Origin of the sequence: Mycolicibacterium confluentis (assembly GCF_010729895.1) — a bacterium.
Classification (GTDB): Bacteria; Actinomycetota; Actinomycetes; order Mycobacteriales; family Mycobacteriaceae; genus Mycobacterium; species Mycobacterium confluentis.
In genome coordinates this window covers 841,975-863,797 of record NZ_AP022612.1, presented here as the reverse complement: position 1 = coordinate 863,797, position 21,823 = coordinate 841,975, and the positions used below count along the sequence as shown (strand labels likewise).

24 protein-coding genes, 1 pseudogene and 1 riboswitch are annotated in these 21,823 nt (G+C 68.0%); of the genes and pseudogenes, 10 read left to right on the top strand and 15 right to left on the bottom strand.

Annotation, left to right across the window (positions count from 1 at the left end):
- Positions 1-63: 63 nt before the first annotated feature.
- Both G6N34_RS04105 and G6N34_RS28255 read left to right on the top strand, forming a co-directional pair.
- Positions 64-597: a DoxX family protein gene (locus G6N34_RS04105; RefSeq protein ID WP_085153892.1), complete on the top strand. Its 534-nt coding sequence runs from the start codon at positions 64-66 to the stop codon at positions 595-597.
- A gap of 99 nt (positions 598-696) precedes the next feature.
- Positions 697-819, top strand: a complete 123-nt coding sequence (locus G6N34_RS28255) for a hypothetical protein (RefSeq protein WP_264016864.1) — start codon at positions 697-699, stop codon at positions 817-819.
- 164 nt (positions 820-983) lie between these two features.
- Here the strand turns inward: G6N34_RS28255 and G6N34_RS04100 are convergent, their stop codons facing one another.
- Both G6N34_RS04100 and G6N34_RS04095 read right to left on the bottom strand, forming a co-directional pair.
- Positions 984-1,982, bottom strand: coding sequence for an NAD(P)H-dependent flavin oxidoreductase (locus G6N34_RS04100; RefSeq protein WP_085153890.1), 999 nt, complete (start codon positions 1,980-1,982; stop codon positions 984-986).
- Positions 1,983-1,999: 17 nt separating this feature from the next.
- Entirely contained in the window at positions 2,000-2,755 is a 756-nt protein-coding gene (locus G6N34_RS04095; protein WP_085153889.1) for a 3-hydroxyacyl-CoA dehydrogenase, read from the bottom strand.
- 148 nt (positions 2,756-2,903) lie between these two features.
- Positions 2,904-2,969, top strand: a riboswitch (guanidine-III (ykkC-III) riboswitch).
- Positions 2,970-2,979: 10 nt separating this feature from the next.
- Between G6N34_RS04095 and G6N34_RS04090 the strand changes: the two genes are divergently transcribed.
- Together G6N34_RS04090 and G6N34_RS04085 are read left to right on the top strand one after the other, a co-directional pair.
- Positions 2,980-3,294: a DMT family transporter gene (locus G6N34_RS04090; protein ID WP_085153887.1), complete on the top strand. Its 315-nt coding sequence runs from the start codon at positions 2,980-2,982 to the stop codon at positions 3,292-3,294.
- Between the two features lies 1 nt (position 3,295).
- The gene (locus tag G6N34_RS04085; protein WP_085153885.1) at positions 3,296-3,688 is read left to right on the top strand and encodes a DMT family transporter; all 393 of its coding nucleotides are present in this window, start codon (positions 3,296-3,298) and stop codon (positions 3,686-3,688) included.
- A 4-nt stretch (positions 3,689-3,692) separates the two neighbouring features.
- Here the strand turns inward: G6N34_RS04085 and G6N34_RS04080 are convergent, their stop codons facing one another.
- The gene (locus G6N34_RS04080) at positions 3,693-4,784 is read right to left on the bottom strand and encodes a CaiB/BaiF CoA transferase family protein (protein ID WP_085154086.1); all 1,092 of its coding nucleotides are present in this window, start codon (positions 4,782-4,784) and stop codon (positions 3,693-3,695) included.
- Positions 4,785-4,913: 129 nt separating this feature from the next.
- On the opposite strand from G6N34_RS04080, the gene G6N34_RS04075 reads away from it, so the two are divergent.
- Both G6N34_RS04075 and tet(V) read left to right on the top strand, forming a co-directional pair.
- Entirely contained in the window at positions 4,914-5,720 is an 807-nt protein-coding gene (locus G6N34_RS04075) for an enoyl-CoA hydratase (RefSeq protein WP_407663258.1), read from the top strand.
- A 174-nt stretch (positions 5,721-5,894) separates the two neighbouring features.
- Entirely contained in the window at positions 5,895-7,169 is a 1,275-nt protein-coding gene (tet(V), locus tag G6N34_RS04070; RefSeq protein ID WP_234813001.1) for a tetracycline efflux MFS transporter Tet(V), read from the top strand.
- An 80-nt stretch (positions 7,170-7,249) separates the two neighbouring features.
- Here the strand turns inward: tet(V) and G6N34_RS04065 are convergent, their stop codons facing one another.
- From G6N34_RS04065 to G6N34_RS04055, 3 genes are read right to left on the bottom strand one after another with little or no spacing between them, the layout of a single operon-like run.
- Complete coding sequence (locus tag G6N34_RS04065; protein WP_085153881.1) at positions 7,250-7,948, bottom strand: CPBP family intramembrane glutamic endopeptidase; 699 nt, start codon at positions 7,946-7,948, stop codon at positions 7,250-7,252.
- On the bottom strand, positions 7,945-9,102 hold the full coding sequence (locus tag G6N34_RS04060) for an NAD(P)H-binding protein (RefSeq protein ID WP_085153879.1): 1,158 nt from the start codon (positions 9,100-9,102) through the stop codon (positions 7,945-7,947). The genes G6N34_RS04065 and G6N34_RS04060 overlap by 4 nt, the downstream gene beginning before the upstream one ends.
- A 9-nt stretch (positions 9,103-9,111) precedes the next feature.
- On the bottom strand, positions 9,112-9,636 hold the full coding sequence (locus G6N34_RS04055; RefSeq protein WP_085153877.1) for a gamma carbonic anhydrase family protein: 525 nt from the start codon (positions 9,634-9,636) through the stop codon (positions 9,112-9,114).
- A gap of 387 nt (positions 9,637-10,023) precedes the next feature.
- Here G6N34_RS04055 and G6N34_RS04050 point away from each other — a divergent pair, with 387 nt between their 5' ends.
- The gene (locus G6N34_RS04050; protein WP_085153875.1) at positions 10,024-10,794 is read left to right on the top strand and encodes a fasciclin domain-containing protein; all 771 of its coding nucleotides are present in this window, start codon (positions 10,024-10,026) and stop codon (positions 10,792-10,794) included.
- Positions 10,795-10,866: 72 nt separating this feature from the next.
- Here the strand turns inward: G6N34_RS04050 and G6N34_RS04045 are convergent, their stop codons facing one another.
- The gene (locus tag G6N34_RS04045) at positions 10,867-11,670 is read right to left on the bottom strand and encodes a crotonase/enoyl-CoA hydratase family protein (RefSeq protein ID WP_085153873.1); all 804 of its coding nucleotides are present in this window, start codon (positions 11,668-11,670) and stop codon (positions 10,867-10,869) included.
- Positions 11,667-12,827, bottom strand: a complete 1,161-nt coding sequence (locus G6N34_RS04040; protein WP_085153871.1) for a thiolase family protein — start codon at positions 12,825-12,827, stop codon at positions 11,667-11,669. Before G6N34_RS04040 ends, G6N34_RS04045 begins: the two co-directional genes overlap by 4 nt.
- A 131-nt stretch (positions 12,828-12,958) precedes the next feature.
- On the opposite strand from G6N34_RS04040, the gene G6N34_RS04035 reads away from it, so the two are divergent.
- A complete protein-coding gene (locus G6N34_RS04035) occupies positions 12,959-13,606 on the top strand; it encodes an NAD(P)H-binding protein (RefSeq protein WP_085153869.1) in 648 nt (215 codons plus the stop codon).
- Here the strand turns inward: G6N34_RS04035 and G6N34_RS27885 are convergent.
- On the bottom strand, positions 13,603-13,779 hold the full coding sequence (locus G6N34_RS27885; protein WP_234813005.1) for a hypothetical protein: 177 nt from the start codon (positions 13,777-13,779) through the stop codon (positions 13,603-13,605). The genes G6N34_RS04035 and G6N34_RS27885 overlap by 4 nt on opposite strands.
- Between G6N34_RS27885 and G6N34_RS04025 the strand changes: the two are divergent.
- Positions 13,715-14,406, top strand: a pseudogene (locus G6N34_RS04025) (alcohol dehydrogenase catalytic domain-containing protein); the annotation flags it as partial. The gene G6N34_RS27885 and the pseudogene G6N34_RS04025 overlap by 65 nt on opposite strands.
- 2 nt (positions 14,407-14,408) lie before the next feature.
- Here G6N34_RS04025 and G6N34_RS04020 read toward each other — a convergent pair.
- From G6N34_RS04020 to G6N34_RS04010, 3 genes are read right to left on the bottom strand one after another with little or no spacing between them, the layout of a single operon-like run.
- Positions 14,409-16,148, bottom strand: a complete 1,740-nt coding sequence (locus G6N34_RS04020) for a DUF3556 domain-containing protein (protein WP_085153867.1) — start codon at positions 16,146-16,148, stop codon at positions 14,409-14,411.
- A gap of 59 nt (positions 16,149-16,207) precedes the next feature.
- Positions 16,208-16,735, bottom strand: a complete 528-nt coding sequence (locus tag G6N34_RS04015; protein WP_085153865.1) for a DoxX family protein — start codon at positions 16,733-16,735, stop codon at positions 16,208-16,210.
- A 34-nt stretch (positions 16,736-16,769) separates the two neighbouring features.
- On the bottom strand, positions 16,770-18,038 hold the full coding sequence (locus tag G6N34_RS04010; RefSeq protein ID WP_085153863.1) for a hypothetical protein: 1,269 nt from the start codon (positions 18,036-18,038) through the stop codon (positions 16,770-16,772).
- 71 nt (positions 18,039-18,109) lie between these two features.
- Between G6N34_RS04010 and G6N34_RS04005 the strand changes: the two genes are divergently transcribed.
- Entirely contained in the window at positions 18,110-18,910 is an 801-nt protein-coding gene (locus G6N34_RS04005; RefSeq protein WP_085153861.1) for an SDR family NAD(P)-dependent oxidoreductase, read from the top strand.
- 15 nt (positions 18,911-18,925) lie between these two features.
- Here the strand turns inward: G6N34_RS04005 and G6N34_RS04000 are convergent, their stop codons facing one another.
- From G6N34_RS04000 to G6N34_RS03990, 3 genes are read right to left on the bottom strand one after another with little or no spacing between them, the layout of a single operon-like run.
- Positions 18,926-19,669, bottom strand: coding sequence for a hypothetical protein (locus G6N34_RS04000; protein WP_234812997.1), 744 nt, complete (start codon positions 19,667-19,669; stop codon positions 18,926-18,928).
- Positions 19,666-20,394 (bottom strand): Rv1363c family protein, encoded by a 729-nt coding sequence (locus tag G6N34_RS03995; RefSeq protein WP_085153859.1) that lies wholly within the window; start codon positions 20,392-20,394, stop codon positions 19,666-19,668. Before G6N34_RS03995 ends, G6N34_RS04000 begins: the two co-directional genes overlap by 4 nt.
- Positions 20,358-21,821 carry an MCE family protein gene (locus G6N34_RS03990; protein ID WP_085153857.1) on the bottom strand — a complete coding sequence of 488 codons (1,464 nt, stop codon included), beginning with the start codon at positions 21,819-21,821 and terminating at the stop codon, positions 20,358-20,360. The genes G6N34_RS03995 and G6N34_RS03990 overlap by 37 nt, the downstream gene beginning before the upstream one ends.
- Positions 21,822-21,823 lie beyond the last annotated feature (2 nt).

Sequence of the window (21,823 nt, the reverse complement as noted above, 5' to 3'; positions counted from 1 at the left end):
GGGACCTGTGGCCACGCTGAGCGAGGCTCACATTGTCGGCGTCGCCCCCTAGTGTGGTGACTTATGACAACTGAATCCGATATTCGTTTCACGACGTCAGGACGGGATTTGGGCCTGCTGGTGCTGCGCTTTGCCGTGGGCGCGGCCATTCTGCAGGCGGGCCTGCTCAAGGCGTTCGACTTCCAGATGGTGGTCGACAGCATGGAACAGAGCGGATGGCGTATGCCGCAGTTGGCGGCCTTCATGGTCACCGCGGCCGAGACACTCGGCGGTGTCGGTCTGCTGCTCGGAATCGTGACGCCCCTGGCAGCGATGGCCGTGATCGCCGCGATGATCGACGCGTGGGCCGTCAACGTCGCGGGCGCGGCGTTCTGGTCCGCACCGTTCAACCTGCCGTTCATGATCGGACTCGGGGCCGTGGCCCTGCTGCTCACCGGTGCCGGCGTCTACTCGATCGATGAGCGCCTGTGGGGGCGCGCCACCTGGCCTCGACTGGTCTCGGTGACTTTGCTGGTCGCGGCGATCGCAGCCGCCGTGATCACCTGGGTGGCGCTCAACGGAACCAACCCGATCCACTTCACCGCGCCTGCGGCCTGAGGTTGACCTGTCAGTAACCCTACTTCGAAGTAATAATTGCCAACGTTTTCCGAACTGTGACTCAATGAATCCTTAAGAGTGACCCATACGCTCAGTGTCATGTGGATCGACGACACCAACGCTGATGTCATCAAGATTGATTTCGACGCGCTCTACCACGGCGATTTCCTCGTCGAGGGTGAGACTTCGGAGCAGTTCGACGACCTCCATCTGGCCAGCTGAGTACGGTCACGTCACTTCCGGGTGACGTGAACCGGCCTGTGCCGGACAACGAAAAAGCCGATGCCCGCTCTGCGGCGGACATCGGCTTTTTGCTGCTCTGCTGCGGCCACGAGTGAGTGCTGAGGCGAGCCGATGCCCGCCTCAGCGCCCACTCGGAGCGGAAATCAGGCGGCCGATTCCTCGGCCTCGTCGGCGACCATGTCGGCCAGGCGACCGGTGATGATCTCTTCGGCCTCGCCGACGATGCGCGACACCAGGTCGCCCACGGTCGGGATGTCGTTGATCAGACCCATCGCGGTGCCGACGGTCCAGATGCCGGCGTCGATGTCGCCGTTGTCGAACACCTTGCGACCACGCACACCCGCGACCAGATCCTTGACGTCCTCGAACTGACCGCCGTCCTTGAGGATCTGAACGACCTCACGCGAGACCACGTTGGACGCCACCCGGGCGGTGTTGTGCAGGCTGCGGAAGATCAGTTCCGTACCCCGCTCGTCACCGGCGACGATGGCCTCCTTGACGTTCTGATGGATGCACGACTCGACGGTGCACATGAACCGCGAACCCATGTTGACGCCGTCGGCGCCCAGGGCCAGTGCGGCGACCAGGCCGCGCGAGTCGGCGAAGCCACCCGAGGCGATCATCGGGATCTCGATCTGCGCGGCGGCAGCCGGGATCAGCACCAGGCCGGGAACGTCGTCCTCACCCGGGTGACCGGCGCACTCGAAACCGTCGATGCTGATGCCGTCGACACCCAGGCTCTGGGCCTTGACCGCGTGGCGCACCGAGGTGCACTTGTGCAGCACCTTGATGCCGTTGTCGTGAAACATCGGCAGGTGCGGCGCGGGGTTGGAGCCCGCGGTCTCGACGATCTTGATGCCCGAGTCGACGATCACCTGGCGGTACTCGTCATACGGCGGCGGGTTGATCGACGGCAGGATCGTCAGGTTCACGCCGAACGGCTTGTCCGTGAGATCCCGCGTCCTGGCGATCTCGTTGGCCAGGTCCGCAGGCGTGGGCTGAGTCAGCGCAGTGATGAACCCGAGCGCACCCGCGTTCGCCACGGCCGCAACCAGTTCGGCGCGACCGACCCATTGCATACCACCCTGAGCGATGGGGTGCTCGACCCCGAATGCCTCGGTGAACTTCGTTTTGATTGCCATGGATTCCTTCCCCCTGATCAGCGAGGCGCCATACGGATCGCGCCGTCGAGGCGGATCACCTCGCCGTTGAGCATCGGGTTCTCCACAATATGCACAGCCAGCGCGCCGTATTCATCCGGATCGCCGAGGCGCGCCGGGTGCGGGACCTGCTGGCCCAGCGACTTCTGAGCCTCCTCGGGCAGCGAGCCCAGCAGCGGGGTCTTGAACAGACCCGGGGCGATGGTGCACACGCGGATCAGTTCACGCGACAGGTCGCGGGCGATCGGCAGCGTCATGCCGACCACGCCGCCCTTGGACGCCGAGTACGCGGCCTGGCCGATCTGACCGTCGAATGCGGCCACCGACGCGGTGTTGATGATGACGCCGCGCTCCTCGCCACCGACCGGTTCTGTCTTGGCGATCCGCTCGGCGGCCAGCCGCAGCACGTTGAAGGTGCCGATCAGGTTGACCTGGACGACGGCGTTGAACGCGTCCAGAGGGAAGGCGCCGTTCTTGCTCAGCGTCTTGATCGCGTTGCCGATGCCGGCGCAGTTGACGTTGATCCGCAGCGGGCCCATCTGCTCGGCGACATCGAGGGCCTTGCTCACCGCGGCCTCGTCGGTGACGTTGGCGGCGACGAACTTGGCGCGATCACCGAGTTCGGCGACGACCTCTTCACCCTTGAGGTCGATCACCACCACCGAGGCACCGCGATCGAGCAGGCGCTTGGTGGTGGCCAAACCGAGCCCCGACGCTCCGCCGGTGACTACTGCCACGGAGTCCTTGATCTCCACGTCAATGATCCTTTCGTCATCTTCGACCTACTGGTTGGTCGGGACTATACCGATCACTGTGCCGCAGGTCTCAGGCCCCTCCCCGGGGGGCGGCGCAACAATTGTTTCGACGCCATGACGTCCCTGAAACAGTCGCGTAACCTGGCTGATGGAGCCCCATTCTCGGGCTCGCGGACGAGGGAGCAGTACCCGCACCGGACAAGACTGACTCAGGAGGGTCTGTCATGGCATGGGCGGTGTTGGTGATCTCCGGCGTGTTTGAGGCCGTATGGGCCATCGCACTCGGTGCATCCAATGGATTTCGGCGTCTGGTCCCGGTCCTCGTGTTCATCCTCGGGACCATCGCAAGCCTCGGCGGCCTGGCGTATGCCATGACGGAACTGCCCGCAGGCACCGCGTACGCGGTCTGGATCGGCATCGGCGCGACCGTCACGGTGCTGTGGTCGACCTTCGTCGGCGACGAGCGTATGTCCACCAAGAAGGCGCTGCTGCTCACCCTGCTCATCGGCAGCGTCGGCGGCCTGAAGGCGGTGAGCTGAGATGGCATGGTTGGTGCTCTTGGCGAGTGCGGTGCTGGAAGCCATCTGGGCCACTGCGCTCGGCCAGTCCGACGGCTTCTCCCGCATGGGGCCGACGACGGTGTTCGCGATCTCATTCGGGCTCAGCATGGCCGGCCTGGGCTGGGCGGTACGCCGCATCCCGATCGGCACGGCCTACGCGGTGTGGACGGGAGTGGGCGCTGCGCTGACAGTCGGTATCGCGTTGCTGACCGGCCAGGAGTCGGCGTCGGTCCTCAAGCTCGTCTTCCTCGCCGGCATCATCGCGGCCGTCGCCGGCTTGAAACTGGTGTCGGCGGAGACGCTCGCCGAGGACACCCAGCAGGCGCCCGAGCGCCAGCTGGTGTCCTCGTCTCCTAGAGCGTCAGCGTCCTAGAGCGTCAGCTCCAGTCGCGCAGCACGGCTTCGGTGTCCTCGCCGGGCACCCGCGGCGGCGTCGGGGTATCCGGCTGCGTCCGCGAGAACCGCGGCGCCGGGAGGGGCTGCAGGCCGTCCTGACCCGCGTCGTAGAAGGTGTCGCGCTCGGTGATGTGCGGTTCGGTGAGCACCTCACCGAACGACAGCACGGGCGTCACGCAGGCGTCGGTGCCGTTGAACACCTTGGCCCAGTGGTCGCGGTCGTGCTCGGCGAACTTCTCGGTGAAGATCTGCTTGAGCTTGGACCAGTTGCTGATGTCGTTCTGCCCGGGCAGTTCGGCCGGATCCAGTCCCAGGCCCTCCAGCATCGCGGCGTAGAACTGCGGCTCGATGCAACCCACCGCGACGTACTTGCCGTCGGCGGTCTCGTAGGTGTCGTAGTAGGGCGCGCCGGTGTCGAGCATGTTGGTGCCGCGCTCGTCGGACCACATGCCCTGTGCGCGGAACGACCACATCATCTGGATCAGCACGCTGGAGCCGTCGACCATGGCGGCGTCGACCACCTGGCCCTTGCCCGAGGTCTGCCGCTCGTACAGCGCCGACAGGATGCCGAGGAGCAGGAACATCGACCCACCGCCGAAGTCGCCGGCGAGGTTCAGCGGCGGCACCGGCCTCTCCCCCTTGCGGCCGACGGCGTGCAGCACGCCGTTGAGCGAGATGTAGTTGATGTCGTGGCCGGCCTGCAGCGCACGCGGGCCGTCCTGGCCCCAGCCGGTCATGCGGCCGTAGATGAGTCGGTCGTTGATCTTGAAGCAGTCGTCGGGCCCCAGGCCCAGACGCTCGGTGACGCCGGGACGGTAGCCCTCGATCAGGACGTCGGCCTTGCTGATCAGGTCGAGCACCAGCTGCTTGCCCTCGGGCGCCTTGAGATCGGCGGCCACCGAACGACGGTTGCGCAGCGTCGCGTCGCGCGAGGGCATCGGAATCGGATTCTTGGAGGGACGCTCGACGCGCACGACGTCGGCGCCGAGGTCACCGAGAATCATCGACGCGTGCGGCCCCGGCCCGATTCCGGCCAGCTCTACAACTCGCAATCCCTGAAGCGGTCCCGCCACGATGTCCACCCTTCGTGTGAATCTGAATTCTGCGTTGACGTGTGATCTGCATCTTCTCACCGGCTCCCAACCAACCGACGGGTGGGCTGTGCTGATGCGGTGCGGAGTTCCTATGGTGTGTTCATGACGATCGCGGAAACCGGCCTGGAAGCACTCACTCCCGTCGACGGGCTCCTCGTCGACCTGACCGACGGCGTGCTGTCGATCACCATCGATCGACCCGACACCCTCAACTCGGTGAATCCGACGGTGTTCGCGGGTATGGCCGACGCCCTCGAGCGCGCTGCGACCGACCCACGGGTCCGCGTCGTGCGCCTGGGCGGCACCGGGCGCGGCTTCTGCGCCGGCGCGGGCATCAGCGCCGACGACACCGGCAACGGGCACAACCCGATGGAGACCCTGCATCAGGGCAATCGCGCGATCCGCGCGATCGTCGACTTCCCGCGTCCAGTGGTGGCCGTGGTGCAGGGCCCGACGGCCGGCATCGGCGTATCGCTGGCGCTGGCGTCCGACCTGATCCTGGCATCGGAGAAGGCCTTCTTCCTGTTGGCATTCACCAAGATTGGCCTGATGCCCGACGGCGGCGCCTCGGCCCTGGTGGCTGCGGCCATCGGTCGCGTGCGTGCGATGAAGATGGCACTGCTGGCCGAGCGCGTGACAGCTGCCGAGGCACTCGAGTGGGGCATGGTCAGCGCCGTGTACCCGGCCGAGCAACTCGAGGCCGAGGCCGACGCCGTGATCAAGCGCCTGATGACCGGGCCCGCGGTGGCCTACGCCAAGACCAAGCGCGCGATCAACGGCGCCACCCTCGGCGACCTGGACACCACCCTGGCTCATGAGACCGCGGGCCAGCACATGCTGCTCAGCGGATCTGACTTCTACGAGGGTGTCACGGCGTTCCAGGAGAAGCGCGCACCGAACTTCAGCGACAGCTAGGCGATATCCGCCCGCACGTTGTCATGGTCGTGAAAGTTCGAGTGGATCACGCCATTTCGTCACACTCGACGCGGGCAGTGTCGGCGTCGGTGCGGGACAAGGTCAGATTCGGCGCGGGAAAACCAGTGGACTCGGCCATGCCCACTCGGCCACCATCGATGAGTGAGCACTGACCTGGAACGGCAGTCGGAGGCACGGGCCCCCGGCGGGTGGCGCGTGCTCGCCCCGTTCCGGTTCCGCGAATACCGCCTGCTGATCGCGGCGGTCTCGCTGTCGATCTTCGCCGAGGGCATGTGGGCCGTCGTGATGGCTCTGCAGGTCATGGAACTCGACCATGACCCCGCGGCGCTCTCTCTGGTGGCGGCGTGCCTGGGTGCGGGTCTGGTGGGATTCGTCCTGGTGGGCGGTATCGCCGCGGACCGATTCCCACAGCGCGCGATCATTCTCGTCGTCGAGGCCGTCAACCTGGTGGCCGTCACGGCCGTCGCCGTCCTCGGCGCTTTGGACCTGCTGCGCATCTGGCATATGGCCGTGGCCGCGGGCGTCTTGGGCATCGCGGCGGCGTTCTTCTTCCCGGCCTACAGCGCCTACCTGCCGCGCATCCTGCCGGCCGAGCAGCTGCTCGCGGCCAACGGCGTCGAGGGCGTCATGCGGCCCGTGCTGCAGCGCGCCGTCGGCCCGGCCGTCGCGGGACTCCTTGTCGGAGCGACCTTTCCGACGCTCGGGTCGGCCACCGTCGCGGTTCTGTTCGCACTGGCGCTCGTGCTGCTGGTCGCCACCCGGCCGGTGAGCAACGGATTCGTGGTGGAACCCGCGCGCGTCAAGACGCGCGTGCTGACCGACCTGGCCGACGGCGTGCGATTCATGGTCAAGACGCCTTGGCTGCTGTGGACACTGCTGTTCGCGAGCATGTTCGTGCTCGTGGTGATCGGACCGCTCGAGGTGCTGCTGCCGTTCATCGCCACCGAACGATTCGAGGACGGCGCCCGCAGTTACGGCCTGGTGCTCGCGGCGTTCGGTATGGGCGGTGCGCTCGGTGCGCTCGGGGTCTCCTCTCGGCGCCTTCCGCGGCGCTACCTGACCGTGATGATGCTGATGTGGGGCGCCGGGTCGCTTCCGCTGATCGTGATCGGGTGGACCAGTTCGTTCTGGCTCATGCTCGTGGCGTCGTTCCTCGTCGGCGTGACCGACGGTGCGGGCATGGTCATCTGGGGCACGCTGCTGCAGCGCCGCGTCCCGCCGGCGATGCTGGGCCGGGTGTCGAGCCTGGACTTCTTCGTCTCACTGGCGTTCATGCCGGTCTCGATGGCGATCGCGGGTCCGCTCTCGAAGGTCGTCTCGATGCAGACGATCTTCGCGGTGGCCGGAATCCTGCCGATCATCCTCGCGTTGATCGCGTTGACGGTCGCGCGGATGCCGCGCGACGAGATCGCGCACCCGCTGTCCTGATTCCCCCGCGAGCAGACACAAACTCGCACGAAATTGGGCGATTTCATGCGAGTTTGTGTCTGGTCGCGCCGGAAAGCGAACTAGATCCCGAACAGCGGCGGCAGCGCGAGCACCATGATCAGGCCCCACACCAGGTGCGTCAGCATCGGGGCCAGCACGCCGCCGGTCGCCCGGCGTTCGACCGCGCACACCAGTCCCAGCACCACGGCCGCGAAGCCGAGCATCGGGTTGCCCGACGCCGAGGTCGCCGCGATGTACAGCAGCGTCGAAATCAGCAGTGGCCGAGTGCTTCCCAGCGCACTGTAGAGCGCGCCGCGGAAGAACAGCTCCTCGGCCAGGCCGTTGGCCAGCGTGATGGCCACGATGAGCGCGAGGCTGCCCTGGTTGGCATAGGCCAGCACGCGCGTGATCGGTCCGGCGATGACGTCGATCTCGCGGGCCACCAACGCGCCCGCGACGAACGCCGCGCCCACGGCCAGTCCCACGCCCAGGCCGGTGAGCACGGGGCGCCGCCGCCTTCCCGCGACAGTCACCCAACCGAGGTGCAGCGGGCCGGACAGCAGCGCCCCGCCCGCCCACACGATCGCCATGGCGATGGTCAGCCAGTAAAAGCTCGCGTCGCCCGGGGTGCGCGTCAGCGACAGGCCCAACAACACCGCACCGAGCACCAGAACCACGACGACGGTGATCCGCCGCCGGCGTCGCACCGAGGGCGCTTCCTCCGGCGGGGCCGCCGCCGCGGTCACCAGGGCCGTGATCTGCTCCAGCACCCCCGTCATGACGGCCCGGGCTTGGGCAGCATTCCGGAGATCGCATCGAGGGCATCAAGGCCCGCGCGCACCGCACCCGCCACGGGTTTCGGCACCGCCGAGATCAGCCCGAGCGCCGGGTGCGCGAACGACGGCGTGACCATGGCCGCGAGGCGCTGGATGCGCAGCGCGTCACCGCCGGCCCATTCCGCGTCGGTGTCGGCCAGGTGGTGCGGATCCGTCAGTCGATCCACGGGTTTGGGTTCGACGGGTTCCAGCGAGCGGGCGATGGCGTCCTCGATGCCGACCAGGCCGCCGTCGGGGTCGGACACCACGTCACCGAGGCGGTGCGCCGACGCCGTCATCGGATAATCCAGGGAGGCCACCAGATCCGCGGCCAGACCACCGGGAATCGGCAGGGCCACCGCGGTCAGCCGGGACAGCGCCGCGGTGTCGATCCCCCGCACTTGGACCCGCGCGCGTCGATTCCCGGCCAGCCGAGCGTAGGTGCGCATGAGATCACCGTAGGTCGTGGTGGTCGGCCCGCAGATGTCGTAGGAGCCGACAGGCACCTGTTTGGGGTCGGCCGCGGCCAGAAGGTAGTGCAGCACATCGCGAATCGAGATCGGGTCCATCGGATGTCGCGCCCATTTCGGCATCGGCATGAGCACGAACCGGTCCCCGGTGTAGCGCAGCATCTCGAACGACGTGGACCCGGCGCCGATGATCATCGCCGCCCCGAGCCACACCACCTCGGGGCCGCCGTCCACGTGCAGTGCGTCGGCCACCTCGGCGCGGCTGGCCAGGTGCTCGGACAGTGCGTCGTCGTCGGGCACGAACCCGCCGAGGTAAACGATGCGCTTCAACCCGGCCGCCTTCGCGGCCTCCGCGACGTGGGTGGCCGCGGCGTTGTCGGCGTCCCGAAACCCGGGTTCGCCGATGCCGTGCACCAGGTAGTAGAGGACGTCGATCGGACCGGCCGCAGCCACCGCGGCGGCCGTGGCGTCGGCGTCGGCCGCATCGAGCTGGACGGCGGCGACCCGGTCGATCCAGCCGTAGCCACCGAACTTCGCCGGGTTCCGGCCCGCCACCGTGACCTCATGGCCCGCGTCGAGCAGGGCCGTGACAAGGCGCGAGCCGACATAGCCCGAGGCTCCGGTGACCAGGATTCGCATCGATTTCACCCCCAGCGGTTACCCACTGGCGCCGCGATGCACCTCAATCAAATGTTGATAGACCTCTGAGTTGTAGTGGTTGGCCGCCACCTCGGCGTCCGAAAGCTCGCGCCTGATCTTGCCGGGGACTCCCGCAACCAGCGACTTCGGCGGGATCACCATGCCCTGCGGCACCAGGGCGCTGGCCGCGATCAGCGAACCCTTACCGATCACCGCGCCGTTCAGCACGACCGCACCCATCCCAACGAGCACGTCGTCCTCGATCGTGCAGCCGTGCAGGACGGCGTTGTGGCCGACGCTGACGCCGGCGCCGATCGTCACGGGGAACTCCGGGTCGGTGTGCACGGTGACACCGTCCTGGATGTTGGACCCGTAGCCGACCTCGATCGGTTCGATCTCGGCGCGCAGCGTGGCCGAGTACCAGACGCTGGACCTCGCGGCCAGGATCACGTCGCCGATCACGCTCGCGTTGGGCGCGACCCAGCTGTCGGCGTGCAGGCGGGGCGTCCGGCCCTTGAGGGAGAGAATGAGCGGCTCAGGCATGGGCGTCATCGTATGACGTGCCCCAGGCGCGCTGACGCGGCGGCGACGCTCCCATCGTGGTCGTCTGGGTGTTCGCGGCCCCGCCGACATGGTGCCGCCGTCACCTCTGCGGGGGTGGGCTGGCTGCGCGACCCGAACGGCTCCTACGACGTCGCGTTCTTCCTGGCAGCAGGCCTGGGTGTGGTGGCCGCCGGGCTGTGCGGCAGCATCTCGCGACGCACCCTGCCGGTCACCGGGGGCAGCCCCGGTCGGCGCCCCAGAACCGGTGTGCTTACGATTTCTGCCGGACCAGACGCCATCCCGCGTCTCACATGATGAGATGCACGTCACATACCTGTAACGGCCGAACACGGCCCGACGACGTAACAAGGCGACGAGAGGAGCGATATGACGACTCGATTGAAGACCCTTGGCGTGGTCGCGGCCGCAGCGGCGATTGCCATCTCCATCCCGACCGCGTTGACCGCCTATGCCGAGCCCACCCCGGAGCCCACCCCGAGCGCCACCGCGACTCCCACCTTCTCCGCCCCGGTGCCCGATGTGCACGGCCCCAAGTGCGACGACTTCAAAAAGTCGCTGGGAACCACGGGGTTGGCTGGCCTGTATGGCAAGTCCGGCACCGCGGCCATCGCGAGCATCCCGGACCTCAGCACCTTCAACTCGGTGATCTCGGGCGGCTGGAACCCGGACGTCAACATCGTCAGCGTGATCGACAACGGCCCGTACAACATCTTCGCGCCCACCAACGAGGCGTTCGCCAAGCTGGACCCCGCCGAGGTCGAGGCGCTCAAGGCCGATCCCGCCGCGCTCACCGCGCTGGTCTACTACCACATCGCGCTGGGCCTGCTGGGACCCGACGACATCTACGGCAAGCTCACCACGCAGGAGGGCACGCAGATCACCATCACGGGTAAGGGTGGCGATCTGAAGTTCGACGACACCGCCAAGGTGGTGTGCGGCGGCATCACCGCGCAGAACGCCAAGATCTACATGATCGACACCGTGCTGTCGCCGGCGGGCGCGCTGCCGGGCACCGCGACCACGACGACGTCGCCGACCAGCACCACCGAGGCGACGACCACCACGTCGGAGGCCCCGGCGACCACCGAGACCACCGCGGAGACGACGACCACCTCGGCCGAGGCTGAGTCGCAGTAGCAGTAGCAGACACAGAAAAGCGCCCCGGAATCGAAAGATTCCGGGGCGCTTTCTGTTTGGGGTTGCGGAGCTTCAGCGGGCCTTCCAGACCGGCGCGCGCTTCTGAGCGAACGCCAGCGGACCCTCCATGGCGTCCTCGGAGCGGAACACCACCTTCATCTCCCGCATGGTGCGGTCCCAGCCGCCCTTGTCGCCGGTGATCACACCGTCGTCCACGCCGTACGCCACGCGCTTGCTGGCCTGCACGGCCAACGGCGCATTGGCCGCGATGCGTTCGGCCAGCGCCACGGCGGCGTCGACCACCGTGCCGTCGGGCACCACGTCGTTGATCAGACCCCACTTCAGCGCCTCGGCGGCGCTGAGCGGTTCACCGGTCAGGATCAGCTGCAGACCCACCTTGCGGGGCAACTGGTCGACGATGCGGAACACGCCGCCCGCGGCAGCGATGAGCCCCCGCTTGACCTCGGGCAGGCCGAACTGCGCCCGCTCCTCGGCGACCACGAGATCACTGGCCAGCGCCAGTTCGGTGCCACCACCCAGCGCCGTCCCGTTGACCGCGGCGATCGTCGGCTTGTCGATGAAATGACTGACGTAGCCGGCGAATCCGTACTCCGGGTGGTCCGGGTGGAACAGGTTCTCACCGCGGGAGATCGCCTTGAGGTCGGCGCCCGCGCAGAACGACTTGTCGCCCGCGCCGGTGATGACCACGGCCCGCACCTCGGGATCGGCCTGCGCCTCCGCCAGAGCGTCACCGACCGCGGTGCTGACCGCGGCGTTGATCGCGTTGCGGGCCTCGGGACGGTTGAGGGTGATGATCAGGACGTTGCCCCGACGCTCGGTGAGAGCGCCGGGGGCCTCCTGTGCCGTCTCCGTCACAGCAGCTCGAGGATGGTGGCGTTGGCCTGGCCGCCGCCCTCACACATGGTCTGCAGGCCGTACTGAATGTTGTTGTCCCGCATGTGGTAGAGCAGCGTGGTCAGGATGCGTGCACCGGACCCGCCCAGCGGGTGTCCCAGCGCGATGGCGCCACCGTTGGGGTTGAGCTTGGACTCGTCGGCGCCGATGTCCTTCAGCCATGCCATCGGCACGGGCGCGAAGGCTTCGTTGACCTCGAACACACCGATCTGGTCGACGCTCAGGCCCGACTTCTTCAGCGCCTTCTGCGTGGCCGGGATCGGGGCGGTCAGCATGATGACCGGATCGGCACCGGCCAGCACCGCGGTGTGCACCTTGGCCAGCGGCTTGAGGCCCAGGTCCTTGGCCTTCTCGGCCGACATGATCAGCAGCGCCGCCGAGCCGTCGGAGATCTGGCTGGAGTTGCCGGCGTGGATCACACCGTCCTCCTTGAAGGCGGGCTTGATCTTGCCCATCGACTCCACCGTGCCGCCGCGGCGGATGCCGCCGTCCTCGAGCACGACGGTGTCGTTGCCGTCCGCGTCCTTGGTCTTGATGCCGACGATCTGGTCCTTGAAGGCACCGGAATCCTGTGCGGCGGCGGCCTTCTCATGCGATCGCAGCGAGAACTCGTCGAGCTGGGTGCGGCTGAAGCCCCACTGCTCGGCGATCATCTCGGCGCCGACGCCCTGGTTCGGGGTCTGACCGTTGTAGCGCTCGCGGAACGCCTCCGGGTAGGGATGCCCGCCGTTGGCCAGAGAGGAGCCCATCGGGGTCCGCGACATCGACTCGACGCCACCGGCGACGACGACGTCGTAGTGGCCGGCCACCACACCCGCGACGGCGAAGTGCAACGACTGCTGGCTCGAACCGCACTGGCGGTCCACAGTGACGCCCGGAACGGTCTCCGGCCAGCCCGCCGTCAGCACCGCGGTGCGCGCGATGTCCAGCGCCTGCTCACCGGCCTGCATGACGCAGCCCCAGATGACGTCGTCGACGAGTGCGGGATCGACTCCCGCGCGCTCGACCAGGCCATTGAGCACCTGCGCCGACAGCTCACTGGGGTGCACCCCCGACAACGCGCCATTTCTCTTACCGACCGGCGCCCGGACGGCCTCGACGATCACAGCTTCCGCCATGGACCTCTCCTCTCAACTAGTTGGTTGATATCTGTTCATAGCACCAGCGGCACGCCGCCACGTCGCCGGGGCGCGATTACGCCCGTACGCTGACACCTTGTCGGGGACGTCTTCACTAGGCTGGAGTTCTCATGTCCGACGTCATCATCTTCGGGGGCCACGGCAAGGTCGCGCTGCATCTGGCCAGAATTCTCAGCGGTCGGGGGTATCGCGTCACCTCGGTGTTCCGCAATTCCGACCACACCGACGATGTCGCCGCGACCGGAGCGCGCCCCGTCGTCGGCGACATCGAGAACCTCGGCGTGAGTGAACTGAGCAGCCTGATCTCCGGCAACGCCGCGGTGGTGTTCGCCGCGGGCGCGGGTGGCGGCAACCCGGCCCGCACCTACGCCGTCGACCGGGACGCCGCGATCCGGGTCATCGATGCGACCGCGCAGGCCGGCACCCGGCGATTCGTGATGGTGTCCTATTTCGGCGCGGGCCCCGACCACGGTGTCCCCGAAGGGGATTCATTCCACGCCTACGCCGAGGCCAAGGCCGCCGCGGACGCACGGCTGCGGGCCTCGACACTGGACTGGACCATCCTGGGCCCCGGTCGGCTGACGCTGGACCCCGGGACCGGCCTCATCGACGTCGGCGACGCCGCAGCCCAGGGCGAGGTGTCACGCGAAGACGTGGCGCACGTCGCCGCCGCCGTGCTCGAGGACCGCGAGACCATCGGGCGCACCATCGAGTTCAACAACGGGTCGACGCCCATCGCGCAGGCGCTCAAGTCCTAGTCCTGCAGCCCGGTCAGCAGCAATTCCACCGTCTGGCCCGCCGCGGCGCGCAGGTCGATCTCGGGGGTGTCGAACCAGTGCGCGACGCACCCCGCCAGGACCGTGAACGTCTTCGGGCACGAGTTCTGCGGTGAGGTCGCCGAGCGTGGCCCCGGCGCAGACAGGCGGTTCAAGGCCGGCGCTCACGTCGTGTCGTTCCCGCTGCTTCGCGCCAGGGGCGGCGTGCACCTGACAGGGCTGTCGCCCGCCGCACCGGGTGGCTATGCCGAGCAGGTGCTGGCCGAGGCCGCCCTGAGCTTCGTGGTGCCCAACGGCCTGTCACCCGACATCGCGGCACTGACCGAACCCATGGCCGTCGCCCTGCACGCCGTGCGGCGCAGCGACATCACACGGCGCGACACCGCCGTCGTGATCGGCTGCGGCCCTGTGGGTCTGGCGATCATCTGCCACCTCAAGGCGCAGGGCGTCGAGAACATCGTCGCCAGCGACCTCTCGCCGGGACGACGGGGGTTGGCCCGGCAGTGCGGCGCCACGCTGGCCGTCGACCCCACCGGGGGTCTGCATGCGCGCCGACCGGTTGCGGCCGACACTGGCCAACAGCAAGGAGATCGACCTGCGGTTCGTCTTCGCCTACACACCGCTGGAGTTCCGCGACACGCTGCATCTGCTGGCCGACGGCAGGGTCGACGCCCCCCATGGTCACCGACACCGTGGGCCTGCAGGACGTGGCCGCGGCGTTCGAGGCGCTGGGCAATCCCGAGAAGCAGGCCAAGGTGCTGATCGACCCGTCGCTGCGCTAGTCCTACCGAGTCCGCGCGCTCGCCTGCACGTGTACGGGCACCGCGTCGTCCCAGGGTTGGCGCGTGACCGCGTCGGCGACGTCGATCCAGCCCCGTTCGAATTCGCCTGTGGCAGCGTCGACCAGGCGGTACTCCTGACGCTGCCGGTGGATCGGTTGGGCGTCGATCAGGATGACGCGGACCTCGCCCGGTTCGAATCCGCAGCGCTTCTGCATCGCGGCAATCAACTGCTCGTTGTGCATGTGCCCGTCACCGAAGTTCCAGCCGATGGCGGTCGAGCAGATGCGCTCACCGTCGGTCAGGACGTAGTCGGCCTCGTCCTTGTCCGCAAGAGCGCGGTGCACGAGCGTGAACATCATCCGACCGTGGGTGTTGAACGAGCGGAACGCGTAGCCGAGGTAGAGCGGGATCTGCGCGGCCTCGGGACTGCCGTAGACCCGCTCCAACTGGGCCTGCGGCATGCTCGCGATCGCGACCAGACCCGCAGTGATCTTCTCCGCCGCAGACGGTTTCACGCACCACAGCGAGCTGTCCCAGTTGCCGGCGTAGTAGCGCATGCCGGGCAGGAAGGACACCTTGCGCGGGAACAGGTTTCCGGTCACCACGGTGCCGACCAGCACCAGGAAAAGCAGCAGCGGCCACACTGTGCTCAGGTCACCGAGTCCGACCTCGGCATGCCCGACGAACAGGGTCAGCACGCAGAAGATCATGAAGACGTTCCACTCCAGCGGCACCCCCATCGGGATGGAGGTCAGGATGCCGAGATGGAACACGACCATGACGAACGCCGCGATGGCGGTCGGCCACCCGCCGTGGGACAGCAGCAGCGCGAGCGGCACCAGCATCTCGACCGCGGTGCTGAAATGCGCGACGATGCGCGAGATCCGGCCGGGCCGCAGGTCATCGGGGAAACGTTCGAAGAACTTCTGTTTGAGCGCCCGCGGACGCACAATCGGACTGTTGGACATCATCGTCGAGATCACGAAGGGGAAGTGCTTGTTGAGCTTCGAGGTGGCCGCGCCCATCCAGATGACCACGCACACCAGCTTCGCCGCGATGATCATGTCCACGCCATACCCGGCGAGCAGGAACGCCACCGTGAAGGAGGCGTAGACCTCGCCACGGGCCGCCAGGAAGATGACCTTGTCTCGCAGGCCCGCCACCGCGAGCAGACCGAGCACGGCCCAGATCTGCCACATCGGCAGCACCCCAACCTCGGTGCCCAGGCCTCGCACCGGTCCGGTGCCGTCGGAGAACAGCGCGACGACGAGCACCGCCAGCAGCGCCCCGTAGAGCGCCACGTCCACCGGGGTCCGGTTGTCGCCGCGGGTGAACGGCACCCGGTCGGGCCATGGGGGCAGCCGAATGGTGTTGGGCCGCAGCCAGTACAGAATCGAGCCCATCGGAGGCAGGAACCGGTTGTTCAGCGGGCCGAAGCCGCATCCGAGGCCGACGACCTCGAAGAGCATCGTGTAGAGCACGACCTTCTCGAACACGATCGGCTCGGTCCACCAGTCCGCGACCGCCGTGAAACCGTCGATGCCGCGCGTGCTGAGCACCACGAGCCACGCGCCCAGGATGTAGAGCGCGATCTTGAGCACGTAGAACAGGTGCAGCACGACGGGAGTGCCGAATCCGACCTCAGCCCAGTGTCGGGCCATCGGGCGAATCTTCTCCGACCAGGTTCCCTTGCTCCAGGTCTCGAAGTCGACCACGGGAAGTTCGGGCTTGAGGAATCCCATGCCCGTCAGACTAGAACGTGTTCTAGATCAACGGGAGCGCCTTCGGCGACTGCGCCGCACTATCCCGTCTTGGCCGGCGGCCGGTAGAAGATCGCGAGTTGGCCGATCCCACCGACCAGGCCCAGGCCGATGGCGATGAGGAGGCCGCACCACCCGTGCAGCAGGTGTTCGAAGCTGGCCCCTGAGAACAGCAGATGGTCGAGGCTGTAGCGGCCCGCGCCGGGCGCGGCGATGGAGACCGCGGCGACCGCGAGGATCAGGTTGTACTCCCAACCCTCCTTGACGATGAAGAAGCCGTTGGCGCGGTGCACGGTCCAGGCCGCCACGAGCATGAGCGCCACGAATCCCGCCGCCGGGATCGGCGTCAACAGGCCGACCGCCAGACCGAGGCCCGCGGCGATCTCGGTGCTGGCCGCGACCCGGGCGTGGAACAGGCCCGGCTTCATGCCGATGCTGTCGAACCATCCTGCGGTGCCGGGGATGCGGCCTCCGCCGAAGAACTTGTTGTACCCGTGCGCGGCCATCGTCAGGCCGAGCGTCACACGCAGGAGCAGCAGTCCGAAGTCCACGGCGGTGTCGTAGTTCATGTAACAGAACTTAAGTCATCTGTTAAGCGCTTGCCTAGTGGGCCCCTCGGGTTCCGATGGCCCGCTGCAGTGCCGCGACGTAGTCGTCGAGTTGCGCCTCGGTCATCACCGCGTCGGAGGCGTGCACAGCGACGACGATCGTGTCGCCGATGCCGTACACGCCGTGGGTGAGTCCCATCATCGGTGACAGTGCCGGGAAACCGGCGGTGAGCACCACCGGCGCCGTACCGAGGCGAAGGTCCGCGGGCCCGCGATTGACACTCGACACCACGGTGTTGCCCGTGACGGCTGGGGACCGCGCACCGGCGTCGAACTTCCCCACCCCCCACCGCAGCAGCGCCGCGGGAACCGTGGCCGACGCTGCCGCCGACGCTTCCGCCGCCGGGTGTTCGCCCCGGATCCCAGCGGCCCGGAACTGCGCGAGGATCCGCTCGGCCCGCAGCGCAATCGGCTCGTCCGGATACAGGTCGATGCCGACGCTGCGAAAGTGATTGCGCGACTCCCGAATCCATGGATTGGCCATGGGCGCCTCGGCGGCCAGGCCCGCTGGGTCGACACCGCGCTGACGCAGGTGCTCGGCCAGCGCCGCGCCGATCGCAAGGAGTGCACCCACCGTCACCGTGGACACACCCGACAGCGCCGCCCGGTCGGTGACCAGGAACCGCAGCCGGCGCGGTCCCGATGGTGCGGTGTTGGTCAGCAGCGGCGGCCGCGGTTGGGGCGGGGCCGTCACGCGCCCAGCATCGATGTCAGCTTTCAATTCTCGCTGGGCCCTCGCGGCCCGGATGCCGCGGAGCACTCGGCTGCCCCGGCTGGGCGCCGGCAGAGGCTCGATGGGCTCCTCCCTGCCAAACAGCCACCCGCCCAATTTCGCCGATCGCGTGCCGTCGGCCAGAGAATGCAGCATCTGCAGCACCGCGACCGTGACCGTGACGTGCCCGGTCGGTGCACCGGTGATCGGGCCGAAGAGATGCAGCCGCCAGGCCGCTGCCCGCGGGTCCAGTTGATGGTCCGCGAGCCCGGCGACGGCATCGAGGCACTCCGGCCAGGAGCCACCGTCGGGGTGCACCACGATCTGTTCGGGCAGCACCGGCCCGGATTCCCACCGCGGGTACCGCAGCGCGCAATCGTCGACCACGCGCAGGGTCAGGTCCTCACAGGCCGCCGCCCGGGTCCGCAACCCGGCCAGGAGGTCGGGTCCGATCGGTGAGTCACCGTCGAACGCATAAATCAGGAACTGGTCGTTGGGGATCTTCGCCGACATCCAGAACCACTGAGCGTCGACGGCGGCCAGGCGTGGCACGGGGCCTCCTCACCGGGTGGACGCGACGGCGAACTGGCCGCCGGCCAGCGCTCCGCCCCTAGGATCGATTGATGCTACCCACTGGCCGGCCCGGTCACGCCGCGGTGATCACTGGCGCCTCGTCGGGCATCGGTGCGGCCCTGGCCGCCGCTCTCGTCGACCGCGGACATCAGGTGGTGCTGGTGGCGCGGCGGCCCGAACCGCTGGCCGCCGTGGCCCAATCCCTCGGCGCCAACGCATATGTCGTGGCCGCCGATCTGACGCAACCCGCCGAACGTGCCGTCCTACCCTCGCGTATCGCGGCCTTGGGGCTGACACCAGACCTTCTGGTGAACAACGCGGGCGCGGCCACGATCGGACCGATCGCGAAGGCCGATCCGGCCGCCGAACTGGCGCTGGTCGAACTCGACGTCGCGGCCGTCGTGGACCTGTGCTGCCGCTTCGTGCCCGGCATGGTCGAGCGCGGCACCGGCGCTGTACTCAACGTGGCGTCGGTCGGCGCTTTCGGCCCGGTGCCGGGGCAGGCGGGCTACGGGGCAGCGAAGGCGTTCGTACTGTCGTACACGCACGCGCTGCGCGGGGAACTGCGCGGCACCGGGGTCACCGCCGCGGCACTGTGCCCGGGCCCCGTACGCACCGGATTCGGTGAGCGGGCGGGCTTTCCGGACGCCGAAGCCGAGAAGATGTTGCCCAGATTCCTGTGGGTGTCCGCCGAGGACGTGGCCGCGGCCGCGCTCGACGGACTGCGCGCGGACCGCGCGGTGATCATCCCGGGCGCCGCGAATCGGTTCGCGGCCACGCTGAATCACCTGATGCCACGCCAACTTCTGGTGCGCATGCTGGCGCGCTCGCATCCCGGAGCACGTCAGTGATAGGACAGCGGCGGTTTAGACCGGGTCGAAGCCGGAGACCAGCCAGCGGTCGCCGACCTTCTCCAGCGTCACCTTGACGCTCGAGGCCGTCGCGGTCGGGGCACCGTCACCGATGATCACGGTCTGGTTCACGAACACCAGGGCTTCCGCGCGGTCGGCTTCGGCCGAAATCGAGGCGACGGCGGGCACGCTGGCCACCGCGGAGATCTTCTGTTCCTTGGCACCCGGGATGACGGTGTCGTTGATCAGCGCCGCGTAGGACTCCTTGAACCCGCCGGTCAGCAGGTCCTGCGCCGCACCGAGATCCTGCTCGACGGTGTCGGGCTTGTAGGACAGCATCTTGACGGTGGAGTCCTTGGCCACCTGGGTCGACTCGATCGCGGCCACCTCGGCCGTGCGCACCGAATCGTCCTGCCACTTCAGGAAACCGGCGGCCGCGGCGAGCAGAAGCGCGACCGCGGGCAGCAGAGCGAACGCCACGAGCTTGCCGAAGGTCGAGGAACCCGACGCCGATGATTCGGCGACCGCAGTCCCCTCGACGCTGTCGGCGTCGTCCTCGGTGGTGTCGTCCTCAGTGGAGTCGGACTCCGTGGTCTCCTCGACGGTGTCGTCGGCTGTCGTCTCCACCGTGGCGGTCTCGTCCGTGGCGGCCTCCGCCGTGGCGGTCTCGTCCGTGGTGGTCTCGTCCGTGGTGGACTCGTCAGCGTCGACAGGCACTTCGGCGGCTTCCTGTTCCTTGTTGTCTGGCTTGTCGGTCACGGCACGAACTCGACGTTGGACACCTTGGCCTCATCGGGACCGGTGTTCTTGACCGTGAGGCGCATCCGCCACATCCGGGGCGCCTGCTCGGGCGCACCGGCGTTGGACGTCTTCACCGTGACCGCCACCAGCACCTGCGCCGACTCGTCGTCGGTGGACTCGATGCCTGCCGCGGTGACTTCGCCGATCGACTTCGACTGCGCCTGCTTGACCACTTCGGTGAACGGTGCGGACCGCTTGGAGAAGTCGTCGTAGAAGGTGTCGGTCGCCGAGTCGAGGATGCGCTGCACCGCCGAGTCGGCGTCGTTGAAGTCGATTGTCGTCAGGTTGATCGCGGCCTGCCGGCCCACCTGCAGGAACAGGTCGCGCTGCTGATCGGCCTGGCGTGACTCGTTGGCGCGCCAGCCCAGCCAGCCCACCACTCCTCCGAGGGCGACCACCAGCACGAGGCCCACGATCGTCGCCAAGGTGACAGGCGAGATCGTCCTCTTCGGAGCCGGAGCCACCTCACCCGACTCAGTGTCCTCAGCGGACTCACCGGCCTCCGCGTCGAAGTCGGCCACCTCGGTGTCCGCATCCGCGTCAGCGTCTGCGGTGTCGGTGGTGGTCTCCGTCTTCGGCGTGGTGTCCTGAGGCGATTCCGATGCCTCCGCGGGGGACTCGGTCAACTCGTTTCCGGTCGACTCGGTCAGTTCCCCTTCGGGGGCAGCAGCATCGTCTGCCATGTTTGCTCCTCTGTGGCACTGCGGGCCAGATTGGCTTGCGTATAGGTCTGCCCGTCAGGTCCAACGTACGTGCCCGTGCTGGGGTCGTATTCGGCGGCTGCGATCGCGGGCACCGCGGGCGGCGCCGGCAACTCCGGTGGCGCAGGTGAAGCACCCGGGCCGACCGCAGGGACGGGCTGCCCCGACAACGTCGCGTTCGGGTCGCCCTTCCACGCGAAGCCGTCGTTGAGCGGCAGGTAGTACTCGTCGCTCTCACACATGCGCACGGTCGGCGCACGTTTGCCAGGACGCGTCACGCACGGGATGTTGCGCGCGCCGCGCACGTTGAACGCCGAGTCCTGCGGGATGCGGCAGTAGATGTCACCGGCCGGGCGGTCCGGATGGTCGACGTCCGCGGGCACCCGCTTCTGCTGCGCCGGCAGGAATCCCGTGACGCATGGTGGCGGCAGGTTCAGGTTCAGGTTGAAGCTCAGGTACGCACCCCGGTAGTCCTGCCGGGTGTGCCGGTTGGCCGTACCGGTGGCCGAGCTGACCGCCGTGCCCTGCGGAAGCAGCACGAGCAACTGCTCGATGTGGGGCTGATAGGTGACCGCGACCTCACCGACGCTGACCAGGTTCGCCAGCAGGATCGGCAGAGACGGCTGCAGCCGGTCGAACAGCGCACGCACCTCGTCGGCTGCGGGAGCGCCCTTCTGGAGTACGCCTGCAACCGCCTGATCCTGCTCCTTGAGCTGGCCGGTGACGGTGTCGAGGTTCGCGGCCCAGCGCTGGATGGCGCTGGAGGTGTCTGTCTGCGAATCGAGGACGGGCTTGGACTTGTCGATCAGCGTGGTCAGCTCATCGAGATTGGCCCGCGCGTCGATCGCGAGTTGCGTCGAACCCTTGACGAACCTCGACAGCTCGGGCCCCAGGCCACCGAAGGCGGTGTAGGACTCGTCGACGACGGTCTTGAGGTTGTCGTGCGGAATCGCCTGCAGCCCACGGTTTGTCGCGTCCAGCAGCGAGTTGACGTCCGGCGGGACGAACGTGCGGTCCACCGGGATGACGCTGCCATCTTCGAGGAACGGCGGGTTGGGCGTCCGCGGCTTCAGTTCGACGTACTGCTCACCGACGGCCGAGACGCTGCCCACGGCCGCGTCGAGATCGGCCGGGATCTTGAACTTGGAGTCCATCGCGAGGTCGGCCACCACACCGTTCTCGGTGAGCCGGACGTCCTTGACCCGTCCCACCTCGGTGCCGCGGAAGGTGACGTTGCCCCGCGGGTACAGGCCGCCCGCCTCGGGCAGCTGCACCGAGACCTTGTACTGGCCGACGCCGAACAGCAGCGCGGGCAGGCCCATGAAATTGAAGACCATGACGGCGCCTGCGACCAGCGCGACGAGCGTCAGCACCGCCATCTGGATGAGGGTCTTGCGTGTCAGATGCATCG

Excerpts from the sequence above, each read along its gene's own strand:
- G6N34_RS03990 (WP_085153857.1), bottom strand. The coding sequence starts at position 21,821 with ATGCATCTGACACGCAAGACCCTCATCCAGATGGCGGTGCTGACGCTC.
- G6N34_RS04015 (WP_085153865.1), bottom strand. The coding sequence starts at position 16,735 with ATGAACTACGACACCGCCGTGGACTTCGGACTGCTGCTCCTGCGTGTG.
- G6N34_RS04100 (WP_085153890.1), bottom strand. The coding sequence starts at position 1,982 with ATGGCAATCAAAACGAAGTTCACCGAGGCATTCGGGGTCGAGCACCCC.
- G6N34_RS04065 (WP_085153881.1), bottom strand. The coding sequence starts at position 7,948 with ATGACGGGGGTGCTGGAGCAGATCACGGCCCTGGTGACCGCGGCGGCG.
- G6N34_RS04040 (WP_085153871.1), bottom strand. The coding sequence starts at position 12,827 with ATGGCGGAAGCTGTGATCGTCGAGGCCGTCCGGGCGCCGGTCGGTAAG.
- G6N34_RS04020 (WP_085153867.1), bottom strand. The coding sequence starts at position 16,148 with ATGGGATTCCTCAAGCCCGAACTTCCCGTGGTCGACTTCGAGACCTGG.
- G6N34_RS04005 (WP_085153861.1), top strand. The coding sequence starts at position 18,110 with ATGCTACCCACTGGCCGGCCCGGTCACGCCGCGGTGATCACTGGCGCC.
- G6N34_RS03995 (WP_085153859.1), bottom strand. The coding sequence starts at position 20,394 with ATGGCAGACGATGCTGCTGCCCCCGAAGGGGAACTGACCGAGTCGACC.
- G6N34_RS04085 (WP_085153885.1), top strand. The coding sequence starts at position 3,296 with ATGGCATGGTTGGTGCTCTTGGCGAGTGCGGTGCTGGAAGCCATCTGG.
- G6N34_RS04090 (WP_085153887.1), top strand. The coding sequence starts at position 2,980 with ATGGCATGGGCGGTGTTGGTGATCTCCGGCGTGTTTGAGGCCGTATGG.
- G6N34_RS04105 (WP_085153892.1), top strand. The coding sequence starts at position 64 with ATGACAACTGAATCCGATATTCGTTTCACGACGTCAGGACGGGATTTG.
- G6N34_RS04050 (WP_085153875.1), top strand. The coding sequence starts at position 10,024 with ATGACGACTCGATTGAAGACCCTTGGCGTGGTCGCGGCCGCAGCGGCG.
- G6N34_RS04035 (WP_085153869.1), top strand. The coding sequence starts at position 12,959 with ATGTCCGACGTCATCATCTTCGGGGGCCACGGCAAGGTCGCGCTGCAT.
- G6N34_RS04055 (WP_085153877.1), bottom strand. The coding sequence starts at position 9,636 with ATGCCTGAGCCGCTCATTCTCTCCCTCAAGGGCCGGACGCCCCGCCTG.
- G6N34_RS28255 (WP_264016864.1), top strand. The coding sequence starts at position 697 with ATGTGGATCGACGACACCAACGCTGATGTCATCAAGATTGATTTCGAC.